General features: G+C 44.1%; 22 protein-coding genes and 1 tRNA gene. 3 read left to right on the forward strand and 20 right to left on the reverse strand.

The genetic code is table 11. The features are described 5' to 3' along the window. Positions 1-140: 140 nt before the first annotated feature. The gene (gene mutS, locus ACGF63_RS07860; RefSeq protein WP_152963176.1) at positions 141-2,696 is read left to right on the forward strand and encodes a DNA mismatch repair protein MutS; all 2,556 of its coding nucleotides are present in this window, start codon (positions 141-143) and stop codon (positions 2,694-2,696) included. Positions 2,697-2,856: 160 nt separating this feature from the next. On the opposite strand, the gene ACGF63_RS07865 is transcribed toward mutS, so the two are convergent. The 17 genes from ACGF63_RS07865 to cysJ all read right to left on the reverse strand — a co-directional run bounded on the left by ACGF63_RS07865 (position 2,857) and on the right by cysJ (position 19,098). After that, a complete protein-coding gene (locus tag ACGF63_RS07865) occupies positions 2,857-3,144 on the reverse strand; it encodes a HigA family addiction module antitoxin (protein WP_152963177.1) in 288 nt (95 codons plus the stop codon). After that, on the reverse strand, positions 3,144-3,422 hold the full coding sequence (locus ACGF63_RS07870; protein ID WP_152963178.1) for a type II toxin-antitoxin system RelE/ParE family toxin: 279 nt from the start codon (positions 3,420-3,422) through the stop codon (positions 3,144-3,146). Before ACGF63_RS07870 ends, ACGF63_RS07865 begins: the two co-directional genes overlap by 1 nt. A gap of 466 nt (positions 3,423-3,888) precedes the next feature. Continuing rightward, the gene (rpoS, locus tag ACGF63_RS07875) at positions 3,889-4,884 is read right to left on the reverse strand and encodes an RNA polymerase sigma factor RpoS (RefSeq protein ID WP_132355939.1); all 996 of its coding nucleotides are present in this window, start codon (positions 4,882-4,884) and stop codon (positions 3,889-3,891) included. Positions 4,885-4,935: 51 nt separating this feature from the next. After that, positions 4,936-5,931, reverse strand: a complete 996-nt coding sequence (nlpD, locus tag ACGF63_RS07880; RefSeq protein WP_132355938.1) for a murein hydrolase activator NlpD — start codon at positions 5,929-5,931, stop codon at positions 4,936-4,938. 152 nt (positions 5,932-6,083) lie between these two features. Beyond that, the gene (locus ACGF63_RS07885) at positions 6,084-6,710 is read right to left on the reverse strand and encodes a protein-L-isoaspartate(D-aspartate) O-methyltransferase (RefSeq protein ID WP_021323170.1); all 627 of its coding nucleotides are present in this window, start codon (positions 6,708-6,710) and stop codon (positions 6,084-6,086) included. Continuing rightward, entirely contained in the window at positions 6,704-7,468 is a 765-nt protein-coding gene (gene surE, locus ACGF63_RS07890) for a 5'/3'-nucleotidase SurE (RefSeq protein ID WP_036849634.1), read from the reverse strand. The genes ACGF63_RS07885 and surE overlap by 7 nt, the downstream gene beginning before the upstream one ends. Then, positions 7,446-8,495 carry a tRNA pseudouridine(13) synthase TruD gene (gene truD, locus ACGF63_RS07895; RefSeq protein WP_387629935.1) on the reverse strand — a complete coding sequence of 350 codons (1,050 nt, stop codon included), beginning with the start codon at positions 8,493-8,495 and terminating at the stop codon, positions 7,446-7,448. Before truD ends, surE begins: the two co-directional genes overlap by 23 nt. Positions 8,496-8,498: 3 nt before the next feature. Further along, positions 8,499-8,972 carry a 2-C-methyl-D-erythritol 2,4-cyclodiphosphate synthase gene (gene ispF / locus ACGF63_RS07900; protein ID WP_152963180.1) on the reverse strand — a complete coding sequence of 158 codons (474 nt, stop codon included), beginning with the start codon at positions 8,970-8,972 and terminating at the stop codon, positions 8,499-8,501. Between the two features lie 13 nt (positions 8,973-8,985). After that, the gene (ispD, locus tag ACGF63_RS07905; protein WP_387629938.1) at positions 8,986-9,717 is read right to left on the reverse strand and encodes a 2-C-methyl-D-erythritol 4-phosphate cytidylyltransferase; all 732 of its coding nucleotides are present in this window, start codon (positions 9,715-9,717) and stop codon (positions 8,986-8,988) included. 5 nt (positions 9,718-9,722) lie between these two features. Continuing rightward, entirely contained in the window at positions 9,723-10,043 is a 321-nt protein-coding gene (gene ftsB, locus ACGF63_RS07910; protein ID WP_036849631.1) for a cell division protein FtsB, read from the reverse strand. Between the two features lie 145 nt (positions 10,044-10,188). Further along, positions 10,189-10,824 carry an adenylyl-sulfate kinase gene (gene cysC / locus ACGF63_RS07915; RefSeq protein ID WP_207627028.1) on the reverse strand — a complete coding sequence of 212 codons (636 nt, stop codon included), beginning with the start codon at positions 10,822-10,824 and terminating at the stop codon, positions 10,189-10,191. Position 10,825: 1 nt separating this feature from the next. Beyond that, positions 10,826-12,268, reverse strand: a complete 1,443-nt coding sequence (gene cysN / locus ACGF63_RS07920; RefSeq protein WP_387629942.1) for a sulfate adenylyltransferase subunit CysN — start codon at positions 12,266-12,268, stop codon at positions 10,826-10,828. Positions 12,269-12,279: 11 nt separating this feature from the next. Then, the gene (gene cysD, locus ACGF63_RS07925; protein ID WP_152963183.1) at positions 12,280-13,188 is read right to left on the reverse strand and encodes a sulfate adenylyltransferase subunit CysD; all 909 of its coding nucleotides are present in this window, start codon (positions 13,186-13,188) and stop codon (positions 12,280-12,282) included. A gap of 9 nt (positions 13,189-13,197) precedes the next feature. Further along, on the reverse strand, positions 13,198-14,610 hold the full coding sequence (cysG, locus tag ACGF63_RS07930) for a siroheme synthase CysG (protein WP_387629946.1): 1,413 nt from the start codon (positions 14,608-14,610) through the stop codon (positions 13,198-13,200). 224 nt (positions 14,611-14,834) lie between these two features. Then, positions 14,835-15,569 (reverse strand): phosphoadenylyl-sulfate reductase, encoded by a 735-nt coding sequence (locus tag ACGF63_RS07935; RefSeq protein ID WP_387629949.1) that lies wholly within the window; start codon positions 15,567-15,569, stop codon positions 14,835-14,837. After that, entirely contained in the window at positions 15,566-17,296 is a 1,731-nt protein-coding gene (gene cysI / locus ACGF63_RS07940) for an assimilatory sulfite reductase (NADPH) hemoprotein subunit (RefSeq protein ID WP_387629952.1), read from the reverse strand. Before cysI ends, ACGF63_RS07935 begins: the two co-directional genes overlap by 4 nt. Beyond that, positions 17,296-19,098 carry an NADPH-dependent assimilatory sulfite reductase flavoprotein subunit gene (gene cysJ, locus ACGF63_RS07945; protein ID WP_387629955.1) on the reverse strand — a complete coding sequence of 601 codons (1,803 nt, stop codon included), beginning with the start codon at positions 19,096-19,098 and terminating at the stop codon, positions 17,296-17,298. The genes cysI and cysJ overlap by 1 nt, the downstream gene beginning before the upstream one ends. 267 nt (positions 19,099-19,365) lie before the next feature. On the opposite strand from cysJ, the gene queD reads away from it, so the two are divergent. Continuing rightward, complete coding sequence (queD, locus tag ACGF63_RS07950; RefSeq protein ID WP_387629957.1) at positions 19,366-19,728, forward strand: 6-carboxytetrahydropterin synthase QueD; 363 nt, start codon at positions 19,366-19,368, stop codon at positions 19,726-19,728. Between the two features lie 44 nt (positions 19,729-19,772). Here queD and queE read toward each other — a convergent pair whose 3' ends face one another. Beyond that, the gene (gene queE, locus ACGF63_RS07955) at positions 19,773-20,444 is read right to left on the reverse strand and encodes a 7-carboxy-7-deazaguanine synthase QueE (RefSeq protein WP_166290797.1); all 672 of its coding nucleotides are present in this window, start codon (positions 20,442-20,444) and stop codon (positions 19,773-19,775) included. A 170-nt stretch (positions 20,445-20,614) separates the two neighbouring features. Between queE and ACGF63_RS07960 the strand changes: the two genes are divergently transcribed. Beyond that, positions 20,615-21,997 (forward strand): amino acid permease, encoded by a 1,383-nt coding sequence (locus ACGF63_RS07960; protein ID WP_036849622.1) that lies wholly within the window; start codon positions 20,615-20,617, stop codon positions 21,995-21,997. Positions 21,998-22,300: 303 nt separating this feature from the next. Here ACGF63_RS07960 and ACGF63_RS07965 read toward each other — a convergent pair whose 3' ends face one another. Together ACGF63_RS07965 and ACGF63_RS07970 are read right to left on the reverse strand one after the other, a co-directional pair. Then, positions 22,301-23,083: an endonuclease/exonuclease/phosphatase family protein gene (locus ACGF63_RS07965; protein WP_051477460.1), complete on the reverse strand. Its 783-nt coding sequence runs from the start codon at positions 23,081-23,083 to the stop codon at positions 22,301-22,303. Positions 23,084-23,221: 138 nt separating this feature from the next. Further along, positions 23,222-23,298 (reverse strand) — tRNA-Asp (locus tag ACGF63_RS07970). Positions 23,299-23,415: the final 117 nt, after the last annotated feature.

Consider the following 23,415-nt stretch of genomic DNA (forward strand, 5'->3'; position numbering starts at 1 on the left):
TGTAAATTTTTACAATTTAACCAGACCAAAATTACAACTAAATTTGCGCATTACTTCCAGATTTTACTTGTGTAAGTTTAAAGCTTGGTGCGATACCATAACAAAAGAATTAATTCACAAATTTAACGTAAGACAACTGCATGATTAACACAGAAACTTTTGATACCCACACGCCCATGATGCAGCAATATCTCCGTCTTAAAGCACAGCATCCCGATATCCTGCTGTTTTATAGAATGGGGGATTTCTATGAACTCTTTTATGACGATGCTAAAAAAGCCGCAAAATTGCTGGATATTTCGCTGACCAAGCGAGGCCAATCGGCTGGTAACCCTATTCCAATGGCAGGCGTGCCACATCATGCAGTAGAAAACTATTTAGCTAAACTGGTTCAATTAGGTGAGTCAGTCGCTATCTGTGAGCAAGTTGGCGATCCTGCCACCAGCAAAGGCCCGGTTGAGCGTAAAGTCGTTCGCATCGTTACCCCCGGTACCGTGACAGATGAAGCTTTATTACAGGAACGGCAAGACAACCTGCTCGCAGCCATCTGGCACGATAATCAGGGATTTGGCTATGCCACGCTGGATTTAACATCCGGCCGTTTCCAAATATCCGAAACGGCAGAACAGGAAACGATGTCAGCCGAATTGCAACGTAGCCGTCCTGTTGAATTGCTCTATCCTGAAAGTTTTGAGCATATGGCTTTGATTGAAAATTATCATGGCCTGCGCCGCCGCCCTTTATGGGAATTTGAACTGGATACAGCAAAGCAGCAACTTAATCTGCAATTTGGTACCCGTGATCTGGTCGGTTTTGGTGTGGAAAAAGCAACACTCGCTCTGCGCGCCGCGGGCTGCCTGTTGCAATACGTCAAAGATACTCAGCGCACAGCGTTGCCTCACATCCGTGGCATCACGGTGGAACGTCAGCAAGATACGGTTATTATGGATGCGGCAACCCGCCGTAATCTGGAGCTGACACAAAACCTGTCTGGCGGTACTGATAATACCCTCGCTTCTGTTCTTGATCTGTGTGTTACCCCAATGGGTAGCCGAATGTTGAAGCGCTGGTTGCATGCTCCCGTCAGGGATCGCCAGATACTGGAAAACCGTCAGCAGGCCATTGCTACCTTGCAGGAAATTGGGTTGGAGTTGCAGCCATTTTTACTGCAAGTCGGTGATCTGGAACGTGTATTGGCCCGCTTGGCTCTACGCTCTGCCCGGCCACGGGACCTGGCAAGAATGCGCCATGCATTCCAGCAACTACCAGATATCCATCAGATTATGGATTCATCCGATTCGCCATATATCAAACAATTACAGCGAAATATTGGTAATTTTGCTGAGTTACAGGAATTGCTTGAAAAAGCGATTGTAGAAACACCACCGGTATTGATTCGGGATGGTGGCGTAATCGCACCGGGTTATAACAGTGAACTGGATGAGTGGCGCACACTGGCTGATGGTGCCAGTAACTATCTGGAACAGCTAGAAATCCGCGAACGAGAAAAACTGGGTATTGATACTCTGAAAGTCGGCTTTAATGGTGTTCATGGCTACTATATTCAAGTCAGTCGTGGGCAGAGCCATCTGGTGCCCATTCATTATGTCCGCCGCCAGACACTGAAAAATGCTGAACGTTATATCATCCCTGAGTTAAAAGAATATGAAGATAAGGTTCTGACTTCGAAAGGCAAATCCCTAGCAATAGAGAAAGCCCTGTATGAAGAATTATTCGATCTATTACTGCCTCACTTAGCCGCATTACAAACCAGTGCCGAAGCACTGGCTGAACTTGACGTACTGGCAAATCTGGCAGAACGGGCTGAAACCCTGAATTATGTTTGCCCAACATTGAGTGATAAACCGGGAATTCAAATCACCGGTGGTCGTCATCCGGTTGTTGAGCAAGTTCTGCGTGAGCCATTTATCTCCAACCCGCTCTCTTTATCCTCGCAGCGACGTCTGCTGATTATTACCGGTCCAAATATGGGCGGTAAAAGTACCTATATGCGTCAGGCCGCACTTATTACACTTCTGGCTTATATCGGCAGCTTTGTGCCTGCTGAAAAAGCGGTAATCGGCCCTGTTGATCGCATATTTACCCGTGTGGGCGCTTCCGATGATCTGGCATCTGGCCGTTCAACCTTTATGGTGGAAATGACGGAAACTGCCAATATCCTGCACAATGCGACCGAACAAAGCCTGGTGTTGATGGATGAAATTGGCAGAGGAACATCAACTTACGATGGTCTTTCTCTGGCATGGGCATGTGCAGAAAATCTGGCAAACCGCATTAAAGCAATGACTCTGTTTGCAACTCACTATTTTGAGCTGACCACGTTGCCGGAAAAACTCGAAGGTGTAGTTAATATTCATCTGGATGCGGTAGAACATGGGGATACCATCGCCTTTATGCACAGTGTACAAGAGGGTGCAGCCAGTAAGAGTTATGGGCTGGCCGTTGCTTCCCTCGCTGGCGTTCCCCGTGAAGTGATTAAACGGGCGCGCCAGAAACTTAAAGAGCTGGAATCCCTGTCCAATAATGCAACTGCAAGTCATGTGGATACACCGCAACTTGCGTTGTTAACAGAAGAAACCTCACCGGCGGTTGAAGCATTGGAAAATCTCAATCCAGACTCCCTGACTCCCCGTCAAGCATTAGAATGGATTTATCGGTTAAAAGATATGGTGTAAGAACGTAATTGATTCAAAATCTAGATAGCGATTTTAAATTCCACAGTGGTATCCCTGTAACTTGAATATAACATTGATTAAAAAAGGTGAGCTTATACTCACCTTTAAACCAATGACGAAGCATGAGGTGATTCAAAATTAGGGGCATTAAAATTATTAATCAAGCTATTTGCAATCGATGAAGGTGAGATACATCAATATGCTGTTTTGCCTGCCATAAATCGTAATCCACCTGCATTCCCATCCAAACTTGAGGTGAACTGCCAATAACAGCAGATAATTTCAGTGCCATTTCTGGCGAAACATCAGACTTACCAATAACCAAGCGTTGCACAGTTGATGGTGCTACACCCAGTGCCTTAGCCAAGCCTCTGGCGCTCAAATTCAAAGCTTCCATAGCCTCTTTAACCAATATTCCGGGATGCGGGGGGTTATACATCATAGCCATTAGTGGTAATCCTCATAGTTCACAATGTAGACATCACCATCATACAACTCAAAGGTAATTCGCCAATTCCCTGTCACAGTAATAGACCATACGCCATTTCGGTTCCCTGTAAGTGGATGTAAGAAAAAGCCAGGGATATCTACATCTTCAATTTTTACAGCTCTATTCAACACCTCAAGACGGGTAGCAATCTTTGGAGCTTGCATGGCATTAACACCGGCTGTAGAACCTGTTTTGAAAAACTTTTTCAACCCTTTATGTTTAAAATTCTTAATCATATCCGTCTGCTAAACGGTGATGCTCGGTACAATTATCATACGCAATTGCCGCGCCATACGCAACATTTTTATACGTCAAAGTGAGACTTTAAAACCATCTGTGATTTGGTATGGAATTGCGCTGACAATAAAAGGTAAGACAAATTTAATCTCAATAGGCCGGATATAATGTGGTGTATTGAGATCAATTATATTCAAACGAAAATAAGGGTAGAGCTATCTGATGACAGTAATGCACTTGTCCCCTTGAAAAGGAAAATTATTGGAAGAGGATAATGAAGCGTCCTAAATTAGTCGACCACTGTAATTTAAATATCAAAAATCTTTGATTGAAATTTACTATCATCATCCCAGACAATTAGAGTCATTCTACAGGGTACTGAAGAACCTGATAATACCAAGCATCAACAATGCAAAAATACGGACAATAGTTCTTCAGAACCCAAGTAGCCAAACTATTCAACAACTAAGTACGAAACAACGCTTCAATATTCAAACCTTGAGTTTGCATAATATCTTTCAGACGCCTCAAGCCTTCGACCTGGATCTGACGTACCCTTTCCCTCGTCAACCCGATCTCTTTGCCCACATCTTCCAGCGTTTCGGCTTCATATCCTAAAAGACCAAAACGACGCGCTAATACTTCACGTTGCTTCGAATTCAACTCAAACAGCCATTTGACGATACTCTTTTTCATATCATCTTCCTGCGTTGTTCCCTCCGGCCCTGTTTCATTCTCATCAGATAAAACGTCCAATAATGCTTTATCGGAATCGCTGCTAATGGGTGTATCAACCGAAATAATACGTTCATTTAACCGCAACATACGGCTTACATCATCAACCGATTTATCCAGCTGTTCTGCTATCTCTTCCGGGCTAGGTTCATGATCTAATTTATGAGCCAGTTCCCTTGCTGTACGCAAATAGACGTTGAGCTCCTTAACAATATGGATTGGCAACCGGATTGTGCGGGTTTGATTCATAATCGCCCGTTCAATAGTTTGCCGAATCCACCATGTTGCATAGGTAGAAAACCTGAACCCGCGCTCCGGGTCAAATTTTTCAACAGCACGGATAAGACCAAGATTGCCTTCTTCAATCAAATCAAGAAGCGCTAATCCCCTGTTACTGTAACGACGGGAAATTTTGACAACCAATCGCAGGTTACTCTCGATCATTCTCTGGCGGGCCAAAACATCACCACGTAATGCCCGCCTGGCGAAAAAAACCTCTTCTTCCGCGGTCAACAACGGAGAAAAACCAATCTCGCCGAGATAAAGCTGTGTCGCATCAAGAACCCGCTGGTTCATACCCTGCAATACATCTAAATCACTCTCAAGATCAGTTAGGTCATCCTCATCATTCTTCAATAATTTCTCATCGAAGTCGTCAACTATACCACTTTCATCTAAATCCGCATCATCATACAACTCGTTAACTTTCAGCGTATTTTGGCTCATAAGCTGCCCCTACCCATGATAATGCAGGCAGAATTCAGCATTCTGCCCAGTTTATCGCTGCGGAAGATAACGCAGCGGGTTTACGGATTTTCCCTTGTAACGAATTTCAAAGTGTAATCTTACAGAGCTGGTACCCGTGCTACCCATAGTGGCAATTTTTTGCCCCGCCTTAATGTCCTGTTGCTCACGAACCAGCATTGTATCGTTATGAGCATAGGCACTCAGGTAGTCATCGTTATGTTTTATAATTATCAGATTTCCATATCCACGTAAGGCGCTTCCGGCGTAGACAACTCGACCACCTGCTGTTGCGAATACTGACTGACCACTGCTACCAGCAATATCAACCCCTTTGTTACCCCCTTGGGTATCAGAGAAATTTTCAATCACTTTGCCTTCAGCTGGCCACATCCAACTGCTGACAGCACTGTTTCCACTGCTTGCGGTTGTCGTCGGTGATTTTACATACGTATTGTTTACGGTTGACGTAGTTGCTTGTGGCAACATTTTTACACTTTTCTGTTTTCCGGAATTTGCAGGATACGCATTAGTTGATTGAGAATCAACCAGCGTTGTTTGAATTTGATTATGGCTATAAGTGGTTAATATCCCGCCGCTGCCGGTCCTCAAAGTCTGTCCCACCGTCAGGCTATAAGGTTCTGAAATATTATTTTTGCTCGCAAGATCACGAAAATCACTCCCCGTGATCCAAGCAATATAAAACAGAGTATCACCGTGCCTTACGGTATAAGTGTTGCCGTTATAGCTACCTTTAGGAATACTTTCATAATCACGGTTATAAATAATTCCCCCTTGTGAATTGCTACCGCTAGCACTCATTGATGAAGGCGAAGATGGCATTGGTGTAGATATAGCAGAGCTGTCTGAAGAGATTACCGGACGACTGATACCCCTGTTTTGTTCCTGATTAATACTGGTGATAGGCGCTGGGCGAGTTGGCGGATTTGTACAACCGACTAACCAGATTCCCATCAATGAACAAATTACAATCCGCTGTATTTTCTTCATTGGGCTTCCCGAATTCATACTTTCTTCCCCCATAACGGCAAATAATAAGCGTAAAAATCAATAACTCTTAAAGGTTATACATAACCACAAAAATTTCCAAACGAAAATAATTTCGCTTATTAAAGCGCATATAACCATTAATTGAAAAATAGTTGCAATAGACTACGAATTTAAGCCAGTTCCCCTTGCACAAGAGGCACAAAACGTACAGCTTCGATCACTTCACTATGAAAACCATTGCCATGACGTTTCACAGATTTAAGAATTTGTGTATGTTCACCAACGGGCAAAACCATAACACCACCATCAGCAAGCTGGAGCATCAGTTCTTGTGGGATATATGGAGGAGCCGCGGTCACGATAATAGCATCAAATAACCCACGCGATGGCCAGCCTTGCCAACCATCCCCATGACGGGTTGAGACATTATGTAAATCAAGCTGTTTCAATCTGCGTTTAGCCTGCCACTGCAAACCTTTTATCCGTTCTACCGAAAAAACATGTTTGACCAAATGCGCTAATATCGCCGTCTGATAACCAGAGCCTGTACCAATTTCCAATACTTTAGCATCAGGTGTTAACTGAAGCAGTTCTGTCATACGGGCGACAATATAAGGCTGAGAAATCGTTTGCCCATAACCAATAGGCAAAGCCGTATTTTCATACGCTTTATGTGCCAATGCTTCATCGACAAAACGCTCTCTGGGCACGGCGGAAATGGCTGCAAGTAAACGTTCATCTTCTATTCCCTGCTGGCGTAATTGTGTCAGCAAATTTTTCATTGCCCGACTTAGCATGCTCCATCAACCTCAGCTTTAGCTAACCAGTCTCTGACTAACCCCTGCGCTTTATACGCAGTTAGATCGACCTGCAATGGCGTAATAGAGACATATCCCTGTTCTACAGCCGCAAAATCTGTTTCAGGCCCCGCATCATGTTTATCTCCCGGCGGCCCCAGCCAGTAAAGCATGTTTCCTTTCGGATCTTGCATAGAGTAGACCTCCTCCGCTGCATGACGGCTACCACAACGCGTCACCCGAAAACCTTTAATTTGCTCAAGAGGCAGATCAGGCACATTCACATTCAGAATATTACCCGCTCTCAAAGGTGTTGTTTGTAACATTTGCAGCAAACGGCATGTGATTTCTGCCGCCGTTTCATAATGCGATTGGCCATCAAGTGAAATGGCCAATGCCGGCAAACCCAGGTGGCGGCCTTCCATCGCGGCAGCAACAGTACCTGAATAAATCACATCATCCCCAAGGTTGGGTCCACGGTTAATACCAGAAACAACAATTTCCGGACGCGGAAGGACTAAGCGATTAACACCGAGATAAACACAATCTGTTGGCGTGCCATCCAGCACCGAGATATCCCCATTCGCCAGCGTATGAATTCTTAATGAACGATCAAGTGTCAGTGCATTAGATGCACCGCTCCGGTTACGATCAGGCGCAACAATCTGTACATGATAGCTTTCCCGCAATGCTGTCGCTAAAACCTGAATACCTGGTGCAGTTACACCGTCATCATTACTCAGCAATATTCGTAACATTATTTTGATCCTGATTGATGATTTCCCTGACCACACTGGTAGCAAAACTGCCGGCAGGCAACCAGAAACTGATCTTTACCGTGCTATTATCCAGCCATTCCCAACACAGATCCTGAGGCCGAACCAGAATAGCCCTACGGGTGCAATCCACTCTTTCCCGTTTGATAAGTTCCCACAATGATTCATAAGGCTGTAAATATTGCCGTTCAAAATCCGCAGATTGATGCAGTGTTCCCAATTCACCACTGCCAGGCAGTGGCGCGGTTATCTGTAACTCTCCATCGGTGACCCGCTGCTGCAATAAAGGCAACTCGGCTTCGTCAGCAACAAACCAACTACCACGCCCCGTTAATTGTAAGGCGTCACCATTAATGACCTGCTGCTGCTGTCCAAGAGCAATCCGCGCACTCGCCACCGCATTAAACATAGCACTGCGACTGGCTGAAAGATAAAAGCTGCGTTTATTTCTCTCTTTTACCCGGATCTCATTATCCGCCCAGCGTTGCGCCTGAACCAGATTCTGTCCATCCCGCCCAAAACGCTGTTCACCAAAATAGTTAGCAACCCCACCTTGTTGAATCAGTTGTAATCTGTTTTCAACAAACTGGTGATGATTGATTTCCCGCAAGATCAGAGTAAATGAATTTCCTTTCAGTGCTCCAATACGCAGTTTACGTTTCTGACGATCTGTCGCCAGAACCTCACATCCTTCAAGCTGAAACGATGAAAAATCAGGATCCTGTTTACCCGGTAAGTGTAAGCAAAACCATTGTTCTGTTACTGCGTTACGGTCTTTCAAACCTGCATAACTGACCGATCTAGGCGGTATTCCCGCGAAACGGGCGAGATTATCTGCAACAAATTGGGTATTACAACCCGTTTTACGGACATGCACCATCAAGTGCTCACCTTCCCCATCAGGAGAAAAACCTAAATCTTCGCGGACGATAAAATCATCCGGTGAAGCTTTTAATATCCCCGTCGCTTCCGGTTGCCCATACAACCAATTTAATTCAGCTAATGCCATCAATTATTCCTTAACCAGCAAAGCCACCGCTTCGCAAGCAATACCTTCTTTACGTCCAACAAATCCCAATTTTTCGGTCGTTGTGGCTTTAACATTGATATCATCAATGTGGCATTGCAGATCTTCCGCCAGATTGACTCTCATTTGTGGGACATGGGGCAGCATTTTTGGTGCCTGAGCAATAATCGTAATATCCAAATTACCGATCCGATAACCCTTTTCTCTGATACGACGATAAGCTTCACGCAATAACTTACGGCTATCCACACCTTTAAATGTCGGATCAGTATCCGGGAACAATTTCCCGATATCACCCAATGCCGCCGCCCCTAACAAGGCGTCAGTCGCTGCATGGAGAGCAACATCACCATCAGAATGCGCCAATAGCCCTTGTTCATAAGGGATACGGACACCACCGATAATAATCGGCCCTTCACCACCAAATTTATGCACATCGAAACCGTGTCCGACTCTCATGATGTCTGTTCCTTCATTTTCTGGACAGATAAAATTCTGCCAATACCAAATCCTCGGGGCGCGTAACTTTTATATTGTCAGAACGCCCGTTAACCAATACCGGTTGATAGCCACAATATTCCAGTGCAGAAGCTTCGTCAGTGATATTAGCGTGTTGTGACAGTGCTTTTGATAAGCTATCCCTCAGTAACACCAGTGGAAAAAACTGCGGTGTTAGCGCATGCCAGAGATCTTGGCGCTCTACCGTATGGTCAATAACCTGACCAACACGTCCACGTTTCATCGTATCGCTGACCGGAGATGCCAGAATACCACCACATGCCCTATTTCCCTGTTCATCCGCTTCTGCCAATTGTAGCAAACGTTCAAGATCGTCACGGTGTAAACAAGGACGGGCCGCATCATGCACTAAAACCCAGCGATTATCATTCCCGGCCAAATTAGCCAGATAATTTAAACCAGCCAATACAGAATCTGCCCGCTGCTTCCCACCGATTACCGTCGTAATGCGCGGATTTGATGCAACCTCAAGAGATTGAAACAGTGTATCAGCCGGATTTAAAACAACCACAACGCGTTGAATGCGGGGATGATCAAGTAATGCAGCCAGAGTATGTTCAACAACAGTTTTTCCGGCAATAGACAGATATTGCTTTGGGCAATCCGAATTCATTCGGCTACCAATGCCCGCTGCGGGTACCAAAGCAATAATATCAGCACAGGAATGCAATAATAGATCGTTCATTTTAATTATTGAGTATTATTTGGAGTCGAGGGACGTGAATTATTTTCTTTAGATTTATCAGTGACTAAACGATAGAAAGTTTCACCTGGTTTGATCATACCCAATTCATTACGGGATCGCTCTTCAATGGCTTCCTGTCCGCCAGTAAGATCGTCAATTTCCGCCGATAACTGATCGTTACGCACTTTAAGTTTGCTGTTTTTGCTCTCTTCCATAGCAACATCATTCTTAACCCGTACATAATCATGAATACCATTTTTACCAAGCCACAGTGAATACTGTAACCATCCGAGTAAAACCACTAATAGTAGCGTCAGCTTACCCATTTCCGCCCCCTGAAATATCCGTCAATCATCCCATAACTCAAAGAGCGACGCTACTATCACAAAACAGGATGGGGGAAAAATAGTTGAGAGTAAAGTTATGACATAAGCACATCACCGAAGATTCAATAATGTGCTTATGTTGATGTTATACGCCATTAACCCCTGAACGTATAATGCCGTTCTTTTTCAACTCCGCCAGCAACTGCTCCACTGATACTTCAATAGGTTGTTGGCCTGAAAGATAAATTTCCGGGTTATCGGGAATCTCATAGGCTGAATCAATCCCTGTAAAATGACGGATTTCACCCGCACGGGCTTTTTTGTACAATCCCTTAGGATCACGGGATTCGCAAATTTCCAATGGTGTATCGACAAAAACTTCAATAAATTGCCCTGATTCCAGCAATTCACGAACCTTTTGCCTCTCTGCTTTATGAGGAGAAATAAAAGCGGTCAATACGACTAACCCCGCATCCACCATCAGATTGGCAACTTCACCCACACGGCGGATATTCTCCTGTCTGTCCTGTTCTGAGAAACCCAAATCACTGCAAAGGCCATGACGCAAGTTATCACCATCAAGCAGATACGTTTTTATTCCCCGTTGAAACAGGGCTTGCTCTAAAGCCCCAGCCACCGTGGATTTACCTGAACCAGATAAACCCGTGAACCAAATAACCAATGCGGGATGCTCATTTTCGGCTTCCCGTCGCTCTCTGGTCAGTTGATATCTATGCCAGACAACATTTTCTGACGCCAAATTTTCAATTCCTTCTGCCAATTTATTTACCTCCCAGTAAATCTCTGGCCCCCCAATGGGGGAAATGGTGGCGAATTAACCGGTTCAACTCCAGTTCAAATTCGCTGAATTCTTTTGGCCCTTCATAAACATCTGTCTGAATTTCACGCACCAAACCAGCGCCAACCGTGACATTAGTCAGCCGATCAATAAAGATAATGCCGCCAGTGTCACTATTTTGCTGATAACTATCAAGCATTAATGGCTCTTCAAAAGAAAACTCCACTGATCCGATGGCATTCAATGGTAAATCAACAGCCACCCGTTGTGTCAGGTTCGTAATATCCACCTGATACTGGATATTCTCAACTTTCCCACGGCTCTTTTTACCCGCCACTTTGATATCAAGATTTTGTCCCTGCACCAAAGGCTGTTCAGACATCCACACAACATCCACCAACGCATGCCGGGTAACCGTCATCTCATCATCAGCAGAAATCAGGAGATCGCCCCGGCTGATATCAATTTCATCTTTCAGCACCACGGTAATTGCTTCACCAGGGACAGCAAAATCCAAATCACCATCAAAAGTCACGATCCGCTCTACTTGCGAGGTGACACCAGATGGCATGACTTTAATCTTCTGCCCTTTGCGTAAAATCCCAGATGAAAGTGTACCGCTGTAACCACGAAAATCGAGATCAGGCCGACTGACATACTGTACCGGGAAGCGCAGTAACTGCTTCGAAGCCTCTTTCTTTACATCTGCGGTTTCAAGAATATCCAACAACGCTGGCCCTTCATACCAGACCATATTGGTACTTCTGGTGACAATGTTATCGCCATCAAGTGCAGAGATCGGAACAAAATAAATTTTCAAATCTGTCGGCAACTGCGCGGCAAAGTTCAAATAATCTTGTTTGATCAGGTCAAAAACCTCCTGCCTGTATTCCATCAGATCCATTTTATTCACCGCAACCACCAAGTGGCGGATCCCCAGCAAGGTACTGATAAAACTGTGACGACGGGTCTGCTCCTGAACACCTTTACGGGCATCAATCAACAGAATCGAGAGATCACAGGTCGATGCGCCTGTCGCCATATTACGCGTGTATTGTTCATGTCCCGGCGTGTCGGCAATAATAAATTTGCGTTTTTCGGTGGAAAAGTAACGATAAGCGACATCAATGGTGATGCCCTGTTCGCGCTCTGCGGCGAGACCATCCACCAGCAAAGCCAAATCCAATTTTTCACCCTGAGTACCGATTCGTTTACTGTCATTCTGCAATGTTGAAAGCTGATCTTCGTAGATCTGACGGGTATCATGTAACAGACGGCCAATCAGGGTACTTTTGCCATCATCCACGCTGCCACAAGTCAGGAAACGCAATAATCCCTTATCCTGTTGAGCACGCAGATAGGCTTCTACACCCCCCTGTTGTTTAATTTGATCAGCAATAGCTTCATTTTGTGCAAGTGCGGACATGGTTGTTCTCCTTAGAAATAACCCTGACGTTTTTTCAGTTCCATAGAAGCAGACTGATCACTGTCAATCAGCCGCCCTTGCCGCTCACTTGTCGTGGATATCAGCATCTCTTCAATAATTTCCGGCAATGTTTCAGCATCAGATTTCACGGCTCCCGTCAGCGGCCAGCAACCAAGAGTACGGAAACGAACTTTGCGCTGACTGATAACTTCGCCGGGTTTCAAATTGATCCGGTCGTCATCAACCATAATCAACGTGCCATCACGCTCTATTACCGGACGCGGTTTGGCAAAATAGAGAGGAACGATATCAATTTGTTCCAGATAGATGTATTGCCAAACATCCAGTTCAGTCCAGTTGGAAAGTGGGAATACGCGAATGCTTTCACCTTTGTTAATCTGACCGTTGTAATTGCGCCACAATTCAGGACGCTGGTTTTTAGGATCCCAGCGATGTGAGCGATCACGGAATGAATAAATACGCTCTTTGGCACGTGATTTTTCTTCATCACGCCGGGCACCACCAAAAGCCGCATCAAAACCATATTTATCCAGTGCCTGTTTTAACCCTTCCGTTTTCATGATGTCAGTATGTTTGGCACTACCATGCAAAAATGGGTTTATTCCTATCGCTTCCCCTTGCGGGTTGCGATACACCAATAGTTCAAAACCGTAATTCTTGGCGGTACGATCACGAAACTCGTACATTTCGCGGAATTTCCAGCCCGTATCCACGTGCAGCAAAGGAAATGGTAAGGTTCCCGGATAGAACGCCTTGCGTGCAAGATGAAGCATGACCGAAGAATCTTTACCAATAGAGTAAAGCATCACTGGGTTTTCAAACTCTGCGGCCACTTCCCGTATAATATGGATACTTTCAGCTTCAAGTTGCTGCAAGTGTGTCAATCTTTTCTCGTCCATTACCACTCCTTATGCAAAATCGACTACTGCCGGACGGCTTATCTTGGCAATAGGTTGTTGCCCAAACCAGGCTATCTGATGGTGGAGTTGAGCTACCTCTCCCACTACCAATAATGCCGGTGACGGCGCTTGCTGTGCTAACTGTTCCAATTCAAGCAAAGTGCCTGTTAACACTTGCTGCTCTGGACGAGTACCACAACCGATAACAGCTACGGGTGTATCTTCTGCCCGCCCATGTAAAATTAATTGATGACTTATCAAGGCGGATTTCACCGTCCCCATATAAATCGCCAGAGTCTGATTGCCTTTGGCCAAAGCCTGCCAATCCAGCTCATTACCATTTTCCCGGCAATGACCTGTAATAAAAGTGATACTCTGCGAATGCTCCCGGTGAGTCAGCGGAATTCCCGCGTAAGCAGTCGCTCCAATAGCGGCGGTAATTCCCGGTACGACTTGAAAAGGAATACCTGCTGATGCTGCAACCTGCAACTCTTCACCACCACGGCCAAAGATAAAGGGATCACCGCCTTTAAGGCGAACCACTTTTTTCCCTTGTCTGGCAAATTTCATTATCAATTGGTTAGTTTCTTCCTGAGAAACCGAGTGATTACCGGCTCTTTTGCCAACGCAAATTTTATCTGCATCCCGGCGAACCAGATCCAGCACTTCGCTGCTGACCAGATGATCATAAAGCACCACATCAGCCTGCTGAATAACCTGTAATCCTCGCAATGTCAGTAATCCCGGATCGCCTGGACCTGCACCGACCAGAGCCAATTCTCCCGGTGAATCAGGCTGTTCCAGTTGTTGTTCAAGCTGCTCTTCCGCCTGTCGGATCTGACCATTTGCAACCAACATAGCGAAACGGCCATTAAAAGCCTGTTCCCAAAAAGAACGACGCTGGCGCATGGAAATTAATCGCTGCTTCACTCGCTCACGCCAATTCCCGGCAATTTTTGCCATTGTGCCAAGACTGGAAGGCAGTAACGCCTCCAGCTTTTCCCGTATTAAACGCGCCAATACCGGCGCTTTTCCTGCCGATGAAATCGCCACTAAAACAGGAGAGCGATCGATAATTGATGGAAAAATAAATGAGCAATGAGATTGATCATCAACGACATTGACCAAAACACCGCGCTTATCCGCCTCGGTAAAAACCCGATGATTTAGAATGTGATCATCAGTCGCCGCAATCACCAGAAAAATGCCATCAAGATATTCAGGCTGGAATTCTCTCTTATACCATTCCAGTTCACCAGCTTGATAACGCTGTTGTAATTCAGAGCATAATTCAGGCGTTACAATCTGTAATAACGCACCTGCCCGTAGTAGTAGAGTCGCCTTACGTGCGGCCACCTCTCCACCACCGACAAGTAATACAAGCCGCCCTTTTAACTCAACAAATATCGGTAAGTAATCCACAATTGCCCTTTGTATCCAGTGAAATATTTATAAGTAATGAAACTGTTTCGAATGAATATATGAGTCGGTGGTAAGGTTATGAAATGACAAAAAGGAATTAATTGTTCTGTAATGGAATATAGGTGACCTCTCTAGAATAGGCGTAAAAATCCATTGCACAAAGCCCCGCCCTAAAACAAAGCGAGGGCTTTATCATCAATCACACTTAGGAAATATCCGGTTTTTTAATTTTCATGTAATCCACATTCTCGCTTTAAGCCAAAGAAGCGGGTTTGTTCTTCACTCATGCCCGGTTCCCATTTTTGAGTTGTATGGGTATCACCAACAGAGAGATAGCCCTGTTCCCATAATGGATGGTATTCCAGACCATGCTTTGTAAGATATTGATGAACACGTCTGTTATCCCAATCGATAATCGGCAAGATCTTAAATACGCCACGCTGTACAGACAAAACCGGTAATTTTGATCGGCTTTCAGATTGCTGGCGGCGTAAACCAGCAAACCAACTTTGTGCTCTCAGATTTTTCAAAGCCCGATTCATTGGTTCGACTTTATTAATTTGATTGTAGCGTTCGATTCCCTCTACACCTTGTTCCCACAATTTTCCATAACGAGCTTCTTGCCAGGCTGGAGAATGTTCAGCACTGAATACTTGCAGATTCAGTTTCAGTTGCGTTGTTAATTTATCTATAAATTGATAAGTTTCAGGGAACAAATAGCCGGTATCAGTAAGAATGACAGGAATATCCGGGTATTCCTGTGTCACTAAATGAAGACATACCGCCGCCTGAATGCCAAAACTGGAAGAAAGAACAAACTCCCCCGGCAAATTCTCCAATGCCCAATTTACCCGCTGATGAGCATCCATAATTTCAAGTCGCTGATTAATTTCAACCAGTGATGCCTCCTGCTGTTCTGTCTCCATTCCAACCAATTGTGATAAGCTGAGTTGGCTCATACCGCCTCCTGCCAATCGTAAAAATCGCGGGCCGCATCCAGTACCGGTTTGATAATATCGGTACGGATCAGGAAATCGCCAAAGCCTTCATTTAGTTGCCTCCCTATCGCCCAGCGCCCGATAAGTTCATCCATGATGGATAAGATCGCTTCAGAACTGATATTTTCTTTATACATTCGTGGAATACGAGTGCCGATCCGGTTACCACCAAGATGGAGGTTATAGCGATCAAGCGCTTTACCTACCAACCCCACTTCCGCCAACATAGCTCTGCCACAGCCATTCGGACAACCCGTCACCCGCAAGACAATATGTTCATCACCAATACCATGTTTATTCATCAGTTGTTCAACGTGAGTGACAAACTTCGGTAAGAAACGTTCCGCTTCAGCCATTGCTAACGGGCAGGTTGGGAAAGAGACACAAGCCATTGAGTTTTCACGCTGAACGGTGGTTTTATCATCAATCAGCCCATGTTCTCGGGCGATAGTTTCAATTCGCTGTTTTTCACTTTCAGGAATACCAGCAATAACTAAGTTTTGGTTGGCTGTCAGGCGAAAATCCCCTTTGTGGATTTTTGCAATTTCGGCAACGCCACTTTTCAGTGGCCTGCCCGGATAGTCCAAAAGGCGACCATTCTCAATAAACAGCGTCAAATGCCATTTATCATCGATTCCTTTTAGCCAGCCAATTTGATCACCACGGCCAGTAAATTCATAAGGCCGGATTGCTTCAAATTTCACGCCCGCACGTTTTTCCACTTCCTCTTTAAAGATGTCAACACCAACCCGCTCCAACGTATACTTGGTTTTAGCGTTTTTACGCTCGGTCCGGTTACCCCAGTCACGCTGAGTGGTCACCACAGATTCAGCAATCGCCAATGTATGCTCAAGCGGAATATAACCAAATTCACTCGCCATTCGTGGATAGGTATTTTTATCGCCGTGAGTCATCGCCAAACCACCACCCACCAGCACGTTAAAACCAATCAGTCTGCCACCTTCTGAAATGGCAACGAAGTTCAGATCGTTAGCATGTAGATCAACATCATTCTGGGGAGGGATAACAACCGTGGTTTTAAATTTACGAGGCAAATAAGTAGCACCAAGAATCGGCTCTTCATCAGTAGTTGCGACTTTTTCTTTATCCAGCCAGAGTTCAGCATAAGCTCGGGTGCGTGGCAGCAAATGTTCTGAAATTTTCTTTGCCCATTCGTAGGCTTGCTGATGCAGCTCTGATTGAATAGGATTCGAAGTACAAAGCACATTTCGGTTAACGTCATTCGCTGTCGCAAGCGAATCCAGACCAACCTGATTCAGTAATTGATGTGCAGGTTTTACATCCCCTTTCAAAATACCATGAAATTGAAATGTCTGACGGTTAGTCAACCGGATGCTGCCATACAGAGTGTTCTCTTCAGCAAACTTATCAATACCCAACCATTGCTGTGGCGTAATCACGCCACCCGGCAGACGACAGCGCAACATCATCGCATGGCGTGGCTCCAGTTTTTGCTCTGCCCGTTCAGCACGGATATCACGATCATCCTGCTGATACATGCCATGAAAACGAATCAGCAGGAAATTATCCCCTGCAAAACCGCCCGTTAAGCCATTGGTTAAATCTTCACTAATTGTACCTCGCAGGAAGTTACTCGCCTGCTTCATACGCTCACTATCAGCCAGTTTACCTTCGACAATCAAAGGACCATGTTGTTTATCACTCATTAGTACACATCCCTCTGATAACGGCGCTCAAGGCGCAGTTCACTTAAGAATTCATCTGCCTGTTCGGTATCCATGCCACCATACTCAGAAATAATATCCAGCAACGCATGTTCCACATCTTTCGCCATGCGGTTTGCATCACCACATACATACAGATGTGCCCCTTCCTTTATCCAACGCCACACTTCTTCGCCCTGCTCACGCAATTTGTCCTGAACATAAACTTTATGCTGCTGATCACGGGACCACGCCAGATCAATACGAGTCAACAGGCCATCTTTGACATAACGCTGCCACTCCACTTGATAGAGAAAATCTTCCGTAAAATGTGGATTACCAAAGAACAGCCAATTTTTCCCCTCAGCACCATCTGCATCTCTTTGCTGCATAAATGCCCGGAATGGCGCAATTCCAGTTCCCGGCCCAATCATGATGACAGGTGTTTGCGGATCAACAGGCAGACGAAAATTGTCGTTATGCTCGATAAAAATACGAATTTCACCCTCTTCCTGTAAGCGATCTGCCAAATAGCCGGATGCGCCACCGGTGCGGGCCCGGCCATCAATTTCATAACGAACAACACCGACGGTAATATGAACTTCATTTTCTACTTCAGCCTGAGAGGAAGAAATTGAATAAAGCCTTGGCGTTAAAGGCCGCAATAAATCAATAACCTGCTGAGCTTCTGGCTGAGAAGCAGCCTCTCTGACCATATCGGCAATAGGTTTATTGTGAGCGTATTGCTGTAATGCCTGTTTATCGGCAATCAGAGACAGTAATTTTTCATTTTTTGCCAGCACAGCATATTTTTCTACAATCAAGCTGGTGTTTTGGGTTAGCTCAACATGGCTGATCAGTGCTTCCCTTAATGGTAATGTCTGACCATTAACTTCAACCTGCTCGGTTCCTGCCAACCAGAGTAGATTCAACAATTCATCCACCAAAGCCGGATCATTTTTAAACCAGACACCCAAAGCATCACCCGGTTGATAACGCAGACCTGAATCTCCCAGATCAATTTCAATATGGCGAACATCTTTATCAGAACCACGACCCGTTATTTTCTGACGGGTTGCTAAGGCCGCTGTCAATGGTGCCTGCTTAGTATACGGAGTTGAAAAAACGTCATGTACCGATTCGCTCTGTACAGAAGTCATCGCCGTATTTGTCTGCGCAGGAATACGCTGTTTCAGGATTTCAGTTAATCGCTTACGCCACTGAGCCGCCGCCTCCTGATATTCCACATCACTATCGACACGATCCAGCAGCCGTTTAGCCCCCAATTCATTCAGACGATTATCAAAATCTTTTCCTGCCTGACAGAATTTCTCATAAGAAGTATCACCCAGACCAAAAACAGCAAACTCAGTATCACTCAGCTTCGGTGCCTTTTTAGAATAGAGATATTTATATAATGCAATCGCTTCTTCGGCTGGTTCTCCTTCACCTTGAGTAGAAGCGACAATGATGAGCATTTTCTCTTGAGCAATTTGCTTGAATTTATAATCACCGGCATTGAACAAATTGACATTGAGTTTTTCTGCCAACAGATCATCACGAAGTTGTTCAGCTAAACGGCGAGCATTACCTGTTTGTGACGCTGAAATTAATGTAATCGTCTCCTGTGCCGGAATCGCTGGAGCCACAGACTGAACCTTTGGCTGTTGATTCGTCATTCCCCAAAAATAACCAGACAGCCAAGCTAACTGATTCGGTGAAAAATCCCCAATTGCCGATTGCAAACGCGCTAGCTGTTCAGGCGAAACCGGCAGAAATGAAATTGAAGGTGGTTTTATGCTCATTATCCTGTGCTGCCCTTTACAATTACCAATGTCTGTTATCTTTAGTCAAGAAAATAAATAGGGGTAGTTAGTAAGGTTATCTCAGCGACTTGCCACTATTTAAAGAAACTATCGCAATATCAAATAACCAAAACGCCTAACCATATTTACAGATTTAATATATCTATAAAACAGTTAATAAGGGCAATGGCAAAAAAAGGAAAAAACCGGGTTTAATTCAGCAGATCAGGTAGAATGACGGGTTTTTTGAAGTCAGGGAGAACCACTATGAGCACAACGATTTTTAAAGATTTTCAGTTTGAAGCCGCCCACCACCTGCCACATGTTCCAGAAGGCCATAAATGCGGACGCCTGCATGGGCACTCATTTATGGTTCGGCTGGAAATTACCGGGGAGGTCGATCCTCATAGTGGTTGGATTATGGACTTTGCTGATCTAAAAACTGTATTTAAACCCATTTGGGAACAGCTAGATCACCACTACCTGAATGATATCCTTGGACTGGAAAACCCAACCAGCGAAGTACTGGCAGCCTGGATTTGGGCTAAAGTTAAACCCTCAATTCCACAACTCAGTGCCGTTATGGTGAAAGAAACCTGTAACGCAGGATGTATTTTCCGCGGAAAGTGAAACAAATTACTGCACCAGGAAACCTCCAGTGCAGTAATTTTCTCTCAAGCAATATTCAAATACTTATGTGTTTGCATAGAAAGCCGCCAATTGCGCGCAATACAAGTTTCAATACATAAACGGGTAGCGTCTTCTTTCTGGCTAATAGGTTGCAATGCAATAATACGCGATGAGTTGTCACCCAATGTTGCTAATAACTCATCCAGTGCTTCAATGTCTCTTTCACGTGCAACGGGATGTTTTATTTCATTAGCTCTTTGCAAAGCTTGCTGCAATACCTGATAACCACCGCGCATTTTAACTTTTGGCGAAACTGTCACCCAAGTGGCAGAAGAACATTTAACATGATACGTACCACTGGTTTCTATCTGGCATTGATAACCAAGGCTTTCTAACTCTTCAGTCAGAGGAGTCAGATCATAAAGGCAAGGCTCACCACCAGTAATAACAACATGACGCGCGGTATATCCCTGTTGAACAAACAGTGCTGCAATTTGCTTAGGTGATGCTTCACCCCATTCATCGCTTTCACTCGGCTTCAGTAAGATTGTCTCTAGCACCCGCTGCTTTTCGGCTTCTTTTTCCCAGGTGTGTTTAGTATCACACCAACTACAACCGATCGGACACCCTTGAAGACGAATAAAAATTGCCGGGACTCCCGTAAAAAAACCTTCTCCCTGCAATGTCTGGAATATTTCGTTAATCGGGTAAAACATAAAAATCTCTGGTTTCATTAGATAGGAATGCATTATTACAGATATCTATCCCGCGGACATCAATCTTTATGGTAAGGTACAGGGTTTGCTTCGCTCGGCTAATATGAAGCTCATCGGGGCATTGTGTGCTTAAAATATATCTAGCACTGAGAAAGTGACAGGAATAAATAATGCAGAATAATGAAACTCAGCTGAAACGGGGTCTAACCGGGCGGCACATCCGCTTTATGGCATTAGGCTCCGCAATAGGAACAGGGCTGTTCTATGGCTCCGCAGCTGCTATCCAGCAAGCTGGCCCAGCCGTATTACTCGCCTATTTAATCGGCGGGGCCGCCGTATTTATGGTGATGCGTGCATTAGGTGAAATGGCTGTTCACCACCCAGTAGCCGGTTCTTTTTCTCACTATGCCAGCCATTACCTTGGCCCTTTGGCCGGATTTCTAACCGGATGGAATTATATATTCGAAATGCTGATTGTCTGCCTGGCTGACGTTACTGCATTCGGCTTTTATATGAAACTCTGGTTCCCTCATGTAGAACAGTGGATTTGGGTGCTGAGTATTGTCTGCTTCATTGGCGCAATTAATCTTTGCCATGTGAAGATTTTTGGTGAAATGGAATTCTGGCTGTCTATTGTAAAAGTTACCGCAATTATCGCTATGATTATCGGCGGCATGGCTATCATGGTATATGGATTCGGTCAGGAAACAGACCATGTAACCGGAATTTCCAGTTTATGGGAATATGGCGGTTTTATGCCTAATGGCATTAGTGGTGTAATAGCTTCACTTGCCATTGTGATGTTTGCTTTTGGTGGTATTGAAGTCATTGGTATCACTGCCAGCGAAGCTAAAAATCCTGAAAAAACTATTCCAAAAGCAATCAATGCTGTTCCTTTCCGTATTTTGCTGTTCTACGTCTTGACCCTGTTTATTCTGATGTGTATCTATCCGTGGAATCAAATTGGTCAAGAAGGGAGCCCATTCGTACAGATTTTTTCCAGTTTAGGTATCAATTCTGCGGCTAATATTCTTAACATTGTGGTTATTACTGCCGCAGTTTCTGCGATTAACAGCGATATTTTTGGTGCTGGCCGCATGATGTATGGTATGGCCCAAGAAGGACAGGCGCCTAAATTATTCACCAAACTGAGCCGTAATGGTGTACCGTGGATGACGGTGGTAGTTATGTCAGCCGTCCTGCTGATTGGCGTTGTTCTTAACTATCTGCTTCCGAATGAAATTTTCGTTATCATTGCTTCTATCGCAACATTTGCCACTGTGTGGGTATGGCTGATGATCCTGCTTTCTCAGGTAGCTATGCGCCGCAAAATGAGTAAAGAAGAAGTTAAAACATTAAAATTCCCTGTTCCTATGTGGCCAATAGCACCAATATTAACAATTATCTTTATGGTATTTGTTATTATATTACTGGGCTATTTTGAGAAAACCCGTATTGCATTAATTGTGGGAATTGCATGGGTAGCCTTATTGTCAATTACCTATTTCTTAGGCATAAAGAAAAACACTTCCCAAACCCGCCAAATTAAATAATTCATCCTTATAAATGCCAGAATAATCTGGCATTTATTTTCATCTGTTTGAGTATGATATAACTAATATTTTAATATCATTTTGTTAAGCAGTATAAATTAAATAATTTTAATCTATTTATATTATTAAATTTTCAAAATTGGAATGATGATATATATTACTTTAATAAGAGTGATTTTTTATTTTTGAAATATAAATCCATTTACACATAACAAAAAATTAATTATATTTACTTTCAATAAGTTAAATGAAAAATCAAATAATGATCTTTCATAAAAAATAGATAAACATATTTTTAAAATATTAATAAAAATTTGCAATAAGAGGATTATGATCAGAAGCATCCGTAGGCATAACAATAGCATTAGCTACATTTAACTCTCGATAAAAAATAAAATCTAAAGGTCTTCCAAATACAATTGTTCGACAATCATCAGCAAAAGATACTTCTTTAAGATGTAAATGTCCGGTAAAACGCTTAAGAGCATTTAATCGTTGCTTACTCCATGCATTAAAGTCACCAGCCATAATTACTGGGCCATTATGTAAACGAACATGAGCACCAATATTATTCAACTGACGGCTATACACATCAACACCAAAACTGAAATTTATCGCATGTACATTAATAACCATCAGCTGGCGATTATCCTGTAAAGAATAAACAGTGATGAGAGCTGATTTAGATAAGCGTAAAAGAGGCTCTTTCTCTCTCAATGGGCAACAATAGATAGGATGAGAAGTTGCTAGCGTCATTACACCAGAGGGATGTTGAGGCAATAAAAATGCAGGAACTTGATCAGCTGTCAGATAATTTGAAGTAGCAAATTCAACTAAATCAGGAGTTGTCTGCGCTTCTTGCAATAAAATTAACTGGCTTTCATTAGTAAGCTCCTTCAAAACCTTTCTCCATGAAGGGCGCTGCTGTTTATAAATATTCCATACAACAACCCTAAGCTCATTTGTATCAGTAATCAAAGGGATACCTACAGGTAATGACCGTCCAAGCTGATGAGTTGACATCGGAAAGACACGTTCAACAGGTTGCCCTGCGACATATCTTATTGCATAGGTTTTCTTTATCACGTGAAAAACCTCTTCAATGCAGAACGTAATATTAAAACCATCTGATTCTATCAAATATAATGAGGGAATTATTGATTTTAATATTTATTAAACAGAAAAAACCCTGAGATTTCTCTCAGGGTTTCTCTAGAAATTAAGTGGCGGTGCGGACGGGGCTCGAACCCGCGACCCCCGGCGTGACAGGCCGGTATTCTAACCAACTGAACTACCGCACCACCGAATTTCTTGTCCTTTATGTCGTTACCACAACATAAAATTCCAATGCCAATCAGGGCAGTTTACGAATGGCCCTTCTGCCATTCGCCCTTCGGACCGCCGCTTTTCGCGACGTT

Origin of the sequence: Photorhabdus sp. RM322S (genome assembly GCF_042879395.1) — a bacterium.
Classification (GTDB): Bacteria; Pseudomonadota; Gammaproteobacteria; order Enterobacterales; family Enterobacteriaceae; genus Photorhabdus; species Photorhabdus khanii.